At 70.5% G+C, this 9,084-nt stretch carries 10 protein-coding genes; 2 read left to right on the top strand and 8 right to left on the bottom strand.

Translation table 11 applies throughout. The features are described 5' to 3' along the window. From E1200_RS27485 to rlmN, 3 genes are all read right to left on the bottom strand, one after another. Nucleotides 1-645, bottom strand: a 645-nt coding sequence (locus E1200_RS27485; protein WP_131954980.1) for a DUF1963 domain-containing protein, incomplete at its 3' end; no start/stop codon positions are given. 64 nt (nt 646-709) lie between these two features. Then, on the bottom strand, nt 710-1,216 hold the full coding sequence (locus tag E1200_RS27480) for a DivIVA domain-containing protein (protein ID WP_131954979.1): 507 nt from the start codon (nt 1,214-1,216) through the stop codon (nt 710-712). Nucleotides 1,217-1,283: 67 nt separating this feature from the next. Beyond that, entirely contained in the window at nt 1,284-2,429 is a 1,146-nt protein-coding gene (gene rlmN / locus E1200_RS27475; protein WP_131954978.1) for a 23S rRNA (adenine(2503)-C(2))-methyltransferase RlmN, read from the bottom strand. Nucleotides 2,430-2,565: 136 nt separating this feature from the next. Here rlmN and E1200_RS27470 point away from each other — a divergent pair, with 136 nt between their 5' ends. After that, nucleotides 2,566-3,711 (top strand): suppressor of fused domain protein, encoded by a 1,146-nt coding sequence (locus E1200_RS27470; protein WP_131954977.1) that lies wholly within the window; start codon nt 2,566-2,568, stop codon nt 3,709-3,711. Nucleotides 3,712-3,753: 42 nt separating this feature from the next. Here E1200_RS27470 and E1200_RS27465 read toward each other — a convergent pair whose 3' ends face one another. The 5 genes from E1200_RS27465 to rpsB form a co-directional block, all read right to left on the bottom strand. After that, complete coding sequence (locus tag E1200_RS27465) at nt 3,754-4,539, bottom strand: phosphatidate cytidylyltransferase (protein ID WP_279485191.1); 786 nt, start codon at nt 4,537-4,539, stop codon at nt 3,754-3,756. Nucleotides 4,540-4,808: 269 nt separating this feature from the next. Continuing rightward, nucleotides 4,809-5,366, bottom strand: a complete 558-nt coding sequence (gene frr, locus E1200_RS27460) for a ribosome recycling factor (RefSeq protein WP_165950483.1) — start codon at nt 5,364-5,366, stop codon at nt 4,809-4,811. A gap of 89 nt (nt 5,367-5,455) precedes the next feature. Continuing rightward, nucleotides 5,456-6,157 carry a UMP kinase gene (pyrH, locus tag E1200_RS27455; RefSeq protein WP_131954981.1) on the bottom strand — a complete coding sequence of 234 codons (702 nt, stop codon included), beginning with the start codon at nt 6,155-6,157 and terminating at the stop codon, nt 5,456-5,458. Nucleotides 6,158-6,383: 226 nt separating this feature from the next. Continuing rightward, complete coding sequence (gene tsf, locus E1200_RS27445) at nt 6,384-7,220, bottom strand: translation elongation factor Ts (RefSeq protein WP_131954974.1); 837 nt, start codon at nt 7,218-7,220, stop codon at nt 6,384-6,386. An 82-nt stretch (nt 7,221-7,302) separates the two neighbouring features. Then, nucleotides 7,303-8,262: a 30S ribosomal protein S2 gene (gene rpsB, locus E1200_RS27440; RefSeq protein ID WP_131954973.1), complete on the bottom strand. Its 960-nt coding sequence runs from the start codon at nt 8,260-8,262 to the stop codon at nt 7,303-7,305. A 537-nt stretch (nt 8,263-8,799) separates the two neighbouring features. Between rpsB and E1200_RS27435 the strand changes: the two genes are divergently transcribed. Beyond that, a partial coding sequence (locus E1200_RS27435) for a M23 family metallopeptidase (protein ID WP_243708866.1) occupies nt 8,800-9,084 on the top strand: 285 nt, incomplete at its 3' end.

Here is a 9,084-nt window from a genome sequence, read left to right as displayed (position 1 = left end):
GTCCAGGGCGCGGCCCGTCGATGCGTACAGGCAGTCGGGGCCGAGGGGGCGCTGGACGAGTGCCGGCCAGCCGCCCAGTTGGTGGGCGGGCATGCCGGGGGGCCAGATGTGCTGCGACCAGACGGCATGCAGTTGCTCGTAGACCGACAGGAGGCCGCTGTAGGCGGCTTCCAAACGGCGCACAGCGGGCTCCTTAGGAGAGGGCAGGGAGAGGAACGGCGTGGCGTGCAGGCGCGTCTGGGGGTAGGTCAAGGCGCCGGAGGGCGGGGATGCCGCCCGGAGGTCGCCCGTGAAGAGGCGCCAGCCGTCGCGCTGCGCCGCCGCGTCGCCCCAAGGACGCGGGATGTCGCTCGCGTAGTAGAAGGCGACCCTGCCCGACGACGGGATGCCGGAGATCTCCCCGAAGGGGGTGAGGTCGGCGAAGTCGATCGCGCCGAGGAAGTCCAGAGGGCGGTCGTTCCACCGCGGCCAGGGCTTGCCGGGCGGCAGGAGCGGGGTGCCGCCGAGGTCGACGGGGGCGTCGCCATCCGTGCCGAGCCTCAGCGCCCGGCCGGCCAGCGGCAGCAGGGCCGCGGTGACGTCCGGGGGCAGGAAGGCGGCGAAGAGCGCTCGGAGGCGGGCGTACTGTTCCGCGAAGTGATCCATGCGGGTAGCCTCACCCGGCGCGGGAGCGGCGCGCAGGTTCCCGCGAACATGTGGATAACTTCGTTCAGCGGCGTTCGAGGGCGCTCGCGAGCTGCAGCAGGAAGCGGTCGACCTCCTGCTCGTCGTAGCCTGGGCCGAAGCGGACGACGCGGAACGCGCTCTCCCGTACGTCGCGGGCGGTCACCGGCGGCGCCGAACCGCGCAGGCCGGCGATCACCCGGTCCAGGAACGCGTCCACGTCCCGGACGTCGTAGCCGGAGCGGACGCCCGCGCCCGAGAACCGGGCGTTCTGGATCCAGTTGATCAGCCAGGCTGGCTGGGCGCGGGACCGGCCCGGCCGCTCCCCGATCGGCGCCCGTGCCCGCAGCTCCCTGATGCACTCGCTGACCAGCTCGTCGACGGTGCGGGGATCGTAGCCGCGCAGGACGACGTCGAACCGGGTGTCCCGCACCTCGTCCGCGGACATCGGCGGCCCGCCGTTCAGCGCCCGCGAGATCCTCATCAGCAGTGCGTCCACCTGACGGCGGTCGTAGCCGCGCAGGACCACCGGCAGCCGTGCGCCCGTCCTCACCGGTTCCGTGCTCCTCAAGCCCGCGTCGGCGCGGCCACCGGGCGACCTTGGCACGCCCGCGGCGCGCTCAGTCCCTGGTCGCCGCGGCCAGCTGCCCGCAGGCCCCGTCGATCTCCCTGCCCCGAGTGTCGCGCACCGTCACCGGAACCCCGTGGGCCTCCAGGCGGCGGACGAACTCGCGCTCGTCCTCGGGCCGGGAAGCGGTCCACTTGGAACCCGGTGTGGGGTTCAACGGAATCAGATTGACGTGTACGAGATTCCCGCGCAATAGCCTGCCGAGGAGATCCGCCCGCCACGCCTGGTCGTTGATGTCCTTGATGAGGGCGTACTCGATGGAGACACGACGTCCGCTTCGGTCCGCGTAGGCCCAGGCGGCGTCCAGGACCTCGGCGACCTTCCAGCGGTTGTTGACCGGGACGAGTTCGTCCCGTAGCTCGTCGTCGGGTGCGTGCAGGGACACCGCCAGCCGCACCGACATGTCCTCCGCGGCGAGCTTCTCGATCGCCGGAACGAGCCCGACCGTGGAAACCGTCACCGAACGCTGGGAGATACCCAAGCCCGCGGGTGCCGGGTCGGTGATACGGCGTACCGCGCCTATGACGGCCTTGTAGTTGGCCAGCGGCTCCCCCATGCCCATGAAGACGATGTTGGAGACACGTCCGGGCCCGCCTGGGACGCGCCCGCCCGCCAGTGCGCGCGCGCCCGCGGTCACCTGCTCCACTATCTCCGCGGTGGAAAGGTTGCGGGTGAGCCCTGCCTGACCGGTCGCGCAGAAGGGGCAGTTCATGCCGCACCCCGCCTGCGACGAGACGCACATCGTGGCCCGGTCCGGGTAGCGCATCAGCACCGACTCGAACAGCACGCCGTCGAACGCCTTCCAGACGGTCTTCAGCGTCGTGCCGCCGTCGCAGTCCATCTCCCGTACCGGGGTCAGCAGCGACGGCAGCAGTTCGGACACGAGACGCTCGCGGACGGCGGCCGGCAGGTCCGTCATCTTGGCCGGGTCGTCGGTCAGCCGGGCGAAGTAGTGCCGCGACAGCTGGTCCGCCCGGAAGGGCTTCTCGCCCAGCTCGGCGACGGCCGCGCGGCGTTCCGCGGTGGTGAGGTCGGCAAGGTGCCTCGGCGGCTTCCCGCGCCTTGGGGCGGCGAAGACGAGCTTGGCCGGGGTCTTCCCGGACGCGGGGCCGGCGGTGGCGGGCTGGGTAGCAGACATGGTGCCTCCAGTGTCGCAAACAAGGCCCTGTGCCTCGTCCGTCTGGTGCACGGCGTACGGCCGAGATGCTGACGCCCGCCGGACCTGTACGACGACATACCTGCACATGACCTTGTGTGCGACTAAGGTCTCGATCATGTCGGTATTGCGTAAGGGCGCCGCCTCGTCCGGGGGCTCCAAGGCCACGGTCGTCCACGCCGCTGCCAGCCCCTACGGCAGTCGGCGGCTCATCATCGAGACCGACGGTGACGTCACCGCCGCCTACCTGAAGGACGCACGCGACTCGGTGGTCGGCGCAACGTGGGTCGGAAACCACCGCAAGGCCCCGGCGGAGCTCGACCGGTCCCGGCTGGAGGCGGGCCGTGCCCCGCTACTGCCGGAGTCCCATGTTCGCCATCCGGAGGGACGCAAGGCACTCGACGCCGAGAATTTGGAAGTCGTCTGGTTCGAGGAGGGCGACGGTGTGGCCGTCCTGGAGGCGGGTGACACGCTGTTCGTCATCCCGGGGTGGTCCGACATGGGACGGGGCATTCCCGGATACGCCCGCGACGCGACCCTCCAGAGCCCTTTCGCGTTCCCGCTGGACGAGGAGATCGAGGACTTCGGCCCACGCATCGACCGCGCGCGCGAGCACTGGAAGATGTGCCGCGCAGAAGGTTCCTGGGCCGACTTCCAGCAGGCGGTGCTCGGCCATCTGCTGCAACGTCTCGGGCCCGGCGGCCACTACTGGCACGATGTCGGCCGGCAGTTGGGCAGCGCACGGACGGGCGTGGCCCCGACCGTAGGGGTATCCGAGCGTCCCGCACGGGGCGACCGCGAGTTCACCGTGTTGAGCACGGTCGGGATGTGCCGCCAGCGGATGCCCACCGTCGAACTGTACGAGGACGACGTCGCCCCCTTCGCGCGGATCGAACTGGCCGTCGCGAGCACCCTCCCCAGCCAGCGCGCCGGCAGCATCTTCCCGTGGCTGGCGCAGTACCCGTGGCGGTCCGTGACCTGGTTCGCCCCTGGGGACGTCGTCAAGTGGTACCACGAGGCCCGCACGTTCCCCCTGGGCGGCGACGAGGGGAAGTGGGAGGGCGTGCTCCTCCTGGAGGATCCGAGCCGGCTGGCCGGTCCTTCAGCCCCTGCCATGACGGGGTTCACGCTCAATGGCGACCCCGTCCGGTGGCTCTGGCTCGTGCCCATCACCGGCGAGGAGCACCGCTACGCCAAGAGCGAGGGTTCCGACGCGCTCATCCGGCGCCTCGCCCAGCAGGGCAGGTCCTGGGTGGTTTCCTGACGCCCCGGCTCGCTTGCCGAGCCGGGGCCTCCCGGCGCGCCGCTAGCTCGGGACGAACAGCTCCAGCAGGAGCCAGACGACGGGAGCCGTCGCGACCAGCGAGTCGAGACGGTCCATCACACCGCCGTGGCCCGGCAGGAGCGTTCCCATGTCCTTGATGCCGAGATCGCGCTTCACCATCGACTCGACGAGGTCGCCCGCGGTGGCCGTGACAACGGCGGCGAGGCCGACGAGCACGCCCTGCCACACATGTCCGCCGTCCAGCAGCCACCACACCAGCCAGCCGCCGACGAGCATGCACATGAGGGCCGAGCCGGTGACGCCCTCCCAGGTCTTCTTCGGGCTGATCGTCGGCGCGAGCTTGTGCTTGCCCAGGAACGACCCCACGAAGTAGCCGCCGATGTCGCTGGCGACCGTGACGGCGATGAAGACGACGGTGCGGTGGTCGCCGTCGTCGGGCCGCATGAGCAGCGCGACGATCCCGCCCATCAGCACCAGGTAGCCGGCCAGGAACGACCCTGCGGCGACGTCCCGTACGTAACCCTCGGCGCCGTCCAGCATCCGCGTCATCAGCAACGCGAGGATGGTGAGGGAGACCGCGGCGACCGTGGCCGTGGGCCCCCAAACGTAGGACACGACCGGTGCGCCGACCATGCCCGTCGCCAGCGGGATGAACGGGACGCCGATGTCGCGGCTGCGGAACGCCTCGGCCAGTTCCCGCATCCCGAGGAAAAGGAACACGACCATCACGGCAAGGAAGATCTCCTTGACCGTGTAGAGAGAGAGCAGCACCAGGGCGCCGAGGGCGGCTCCGACGGCGACGGCCAGGGGAAGATTGCGGCCAGTCTTGCCTACGGACTTGCCGCCTTGGGGCGTTCCAACGGACGCGCCCGCGGAAGCCTCGCCGGCAGCGGCCGCTGGGGTCTCCCCAGCGGAGGGCTCGTTCGCGGGCGCTGGGTTTGCGCGCGCGCCGGTCTCATGGGGGGTGGGGCCGGAGGACGAGAGCTCCTCGGGAGAGGTGCCCGGCGCCTTCCCGGGCTCGGCGGCCTCCGGTTCGTCCGGGGAACCCAAGGGCTCCCCGGCATCATCCATCTTCATCAGACTTCGAGGAGTTCTGCCTTCTTGTGCTCGAGCAGCTCGTCGATCTGCGCCACGTAGCGGTGCGTGACGTCGTCGAGTTCCTTCTCGGCACGGTGGACCTCGTCCTCGCCTGCCTCGCCGTCCTTGGCGAGCTTGTCCAGCGTGTCCTTGGCACGGCGGCGGATGTTGCGAATCGCGATCTTGCTGTCCTCGGCCTTGCCGCCCGCGACCTTGATGAACTCCTTGCGGCGCTCCTCCGACAGCTCGGGGAACACCACCCGGATGACGTTGCCGTCGTTGGTGGGGTTCACGCCCAGGTCGCTGTCGCGGATGGCCCGCTCCACCGCCGACATGGACGACTTGTCGAAGACCTGGACGATGACCATCCGGGGCTCCGGCAGCGTGAAGGACGCGAGCTGGTTGATCGGCGTCGGCGTCCCGTAGTACTCGGCGGTGATCTTGCTGAACATCGCGGGGGTGACCCGGCCGGCGCGGATGGTCTGGAAGTCCTCCTTGGCGACCGCGACCGCCTTCTCCATCTTCTCCTCGGCTTCGAGGAGGGTCTCGTCGATCACTGCGACTCCCATGTCGTCTGGTCGGCCCTAATCCTACGGTTCCACACTGCGCTCCGCGCCGCCTCGCGCACTGCGGTTCCCGGCTGTGGTCAGCCTTCCGCCGGGCTGACCAGCGTGCCGATCTTCTCACCCCGGACGGCCCGGACGATGTTGCCCTGCCCCATGAGGTCGAAGACCACGATGGGGAGCGTGTTGTCCATGCAGAGGCTGATGGCCGTGGCGTCCATGACCTTCAGGCCCCGCTGTAGAACTTCACCGTAATCCAAACGGTCGAACTTGACCGCGTCTGGATTCTTTCGTGGATCGGCGTCGTACACACCGTCCACCTGTGTGCCCTTCAGTACGGCCTCTGCACCGATCTCCAGTGCGCGCTGGGCCGCGGTGGTGTCGGTGGAGAAGAACGGCTGCCCGAGGCCCGCGCCGAAGATGACGACACGGCCCTTCTCCAGGTGCCGGATGGCGCGCCGCGGAATGTACGGCTCGGCCACCTGGCTCATGGTGATGGCCGTCTGCACGCGGGTGTCGAGACCCAGCTTCTCCAGGAAGTCCTGGAGGGCGAGGCAGTTGATGACCGTGCCGATCATCCCCATGTAGTCGGCGCGGCCGCGGTCCATGCCGCGTTCGGCCATGACGGCGCCGCGGAACATGTTGCCGCCGCCGCAGACGACCGCCACCTGCACGCCTTCGCGGACCGCCTCCGCGATGGCCTCCGCCACGTGCTGGACGATCTCGGGGTCGATGCCGAGGGGCTCGCGTCCGGCGAACGCCTCGCCGGACAGCTTCAGCAGCACCCGCTTCCAGCCGGCGCGCGGGGCGTGCTGGACGGACGCGTCCCCGCCGGTCTCCCGCCGACCGGACGCGCCGCCGCCCGCCCCGGCCCGGCCGGCCGCGCCGCGTGCGGACGCGTCCCGATCGGACGACGAGGCCGCCGTCGCGCTAGTGGTCGTCTTGTCCGGCACGTCGGCGGCCTCCTCGTTCCTTCGCTTTATCTATCGGGTATCCGTTTCCAGGATGCCCCTACGCCTGCCCGACCTTGAACCGGGCGAAGCGGACGACCTGCACGCCGGCCTCGTCGAGGACCTTCGCGATCGTCTTCTTGCCGTCCTTCACGAACGCCTGCTCCAGCAGGACGAAGTCGCGGAAGTAGGCGTTGACCCGGCCCTCGACGATCTTCGGGATGGCCTGCTCGGGCTTGCCCTCGTCGCGGGTGAGCTGCTCGGCGAGCGCCCGCTCCTTCTCGATCGCCTCGGCGGGGATCTCGTCGCGGGTGAGGTACTTGGGCGCCATCGCCGCGATCTGCTGGGCGACGTCCTTGGCGACCTCGGGGTTCTCGCCGTCCAGCTCGACCAGCACACCGGTGGTCGGCGGCAGGGACGGGTCGGACTTGTGCAGGTAGCTGGCCACGTAGGCGCCCTGGAAGTGGGCGAAGCGGCGCAGTTCGAGCTTCTCGCCGATCGTGGCGCTGTGCTCCTCGATCAGGCCCTGCACGGTCTTGCCCGGCTCGATCTCGGCGGCCAGCAGGCCCTCGGCGTCGGTGACGCCGCTGCCCGCGGCGAACTCGACGATCCGGTTCGCCAGCTCGATGAACTGCTCGTTCTTCGCGACGAAGTCGGTCTCGCAGTTCAGTTCGAGGAGCGCCCCGTCGCCGGAGTTCGCAAAGTACTCGGCGACCAGCCCGTTGGCGGCGGTGCGCTCGGCGCGCTTGCCGACGTCCTTGGCGCCCTTGAGCCGGAGCAGCTCGGTGGCCTTGTCGAAGTCGCCGTCCGCCTCGGTGAGGGCGTTCTTCACGGCCATCATGCCGGAGCCGGTCAGGTCACGCAGCCGCTTGACGTCGGCGGTGGTGAAGTTAGCCATCGCTCTCTTCGCTTCTCTCGTCGTTGGTCGTGGGACCCGCGACGGCCCGGCGGTGCCCCGGAGGGCCCGCCGGGCCACGGGATCAAGCCTGCTCGGCCTCGGCGGCCTGCGGAGCCTCCTGCGCCTCGGCCGGAGCCTCGGCCGGCGTCTCGGCCGGCGTCTCGGCCGGAGCCTCGGCGGCCGCCGGAGCCTGCGCCCCGTCCTCGGCCGCGGCGGGGGCCTGCGCCGTCGCCTCGGCGGACTCCTCGGCCGGCTTGTTCTCCAGCAGCTCGCGCTCCCACTCGGCCAGCGGCTCGGCGGCGGACGCGGCGCCGGCGGCCGGCTTCTCGTCCCCGCCGGACGCGGCGCCCGCGCGGGCGATCAGGCCGTCGGCCACGGAGTCGGCGACGACGCGGGTCAGCAGGCTGACGCTGCGGATGGCGTCGTCGTTGCCCGGGACCGGGTAGTCGACCTCGTCCGGGTCGCAGTTCGTGTCGAGGATCGCCACGACCGGGATGCCGAGCTTCTTGGCCTCGTTGACCGCGATGTGCTCCTTCTTGGTGTCCACGATCCAGATGGCGCTCGGAACCTTCGCCATGTCGCGGATACCGCCGAGGGTGCGCTCCAGCTTGTCCTTCTCACGCCGCAGCCCGAGAAGCTCCTTCTTCGTCATGCCGGAGCCGGCCACGTCGTCGTAGTCGATCTCCTCCAGCTCCTTGAGCCGCGTGAGCCGCTTGTGGACGGTGGAGAAGTTGGTGAGCATGCCGCCCAGCCAGCGCTGGTTGACGTAGGGCATGCCGACGCGGGTCGCCTGCTCGGCGATGGACTCCTGGGCCTGCTTCTTGGTGCCGACGAACAGGATCGTGCCGCCGTGGGCGACCGTGGCCTTGACGAACTCGAACGCGCGGTCGATGTAGGACAGCGACTGCTGGAGGTCGATGATGTAGATGCCGTTGCGCTCGGTGAGGATGAAGCGCTTCATCTTCGGGTTCCACCGGCGGGTCTGGTGACCGAAGTGGACGCCGCTCTCCAGGAGCTGCCGCATGGTGACGACGGGTGCCATTGCCCGTGCTCTCCTTCTCTGGCCCTGCCGGGCCGCATTTGGTTGTCGCCTACGCCCGGGTGTCGCCCCACCGTCGCCGTTGCGACGGACCTAGGGACGGCGCCCCACCATGTCTTCGGTGGCATGCGGACGCGTGAAATCGCCGCCGGGATGCCCCAGGCGGCTGTGCCCGTTACCGGGTCCGTGACCTCTCCGCTCACCGGGAGCGGCTTCTCACCGCCCCGCCCGGGGACGGATCGGCGACGGCCTGGCCCTGGCCGGTGTCCTTTCGGGCACCCTCACAGATTATCAGGGCCCGGACGCGTCCGGGAATCGACGTTCCACGGGGTTATCCACAGTTGGCGGCGGACACTTCGAGCGGTGCCGCGGACCTGCAGTCTCGGGTGCATGACCATGTTGACTCTACTCCTGACCTGTGTGATCGCCGCCGGGACGCCGGGCCTGGACGCCTGGCGGTGGCCCTTAGGGCCGCCCGCCCCGCAGGTCGTCCGGGGGTTCTCCCCGCCCGCTTCCCCGTGGGGGCCGGGCCACCGGGGCGTGGACCTCGCCGGGCGGCCGGAGCAGCCCGTCCTCGCCGCCGGCGCCGGCCGCGTCTCCTACGCCGGCCGGTTGGCCGGACGCGGCGTCGTCGCGATCGACCACGGCATGCTGCGCACCACGTACCTGCCCGTCCGCCCCAGCGTCCAGGTGGGCGGCCGCGTCACGCCCGGCGCCCGGATCGGCGTCCTGGAGGCGGGCCGGTCCCACTGCCCCGCACCCTGCTTGCACTGGGGCCTACGCCGCGGCGTCCTCTACCTGAACCCGCTCGACCTGGTCCAGCGC

It is taken from the genome of Actinomadura sp. GC306 (genome assembly GCF_004348665.1).
Classification (GTDB): domain Bacteria; phylum Actinomycetota; class Actinomycetes; order Streptosporangiales; family Streptosporangiaceae; genus Spirillospora.
This window is presented reverse-complemented; position numbering and strand designations above follow the sequence as displayed.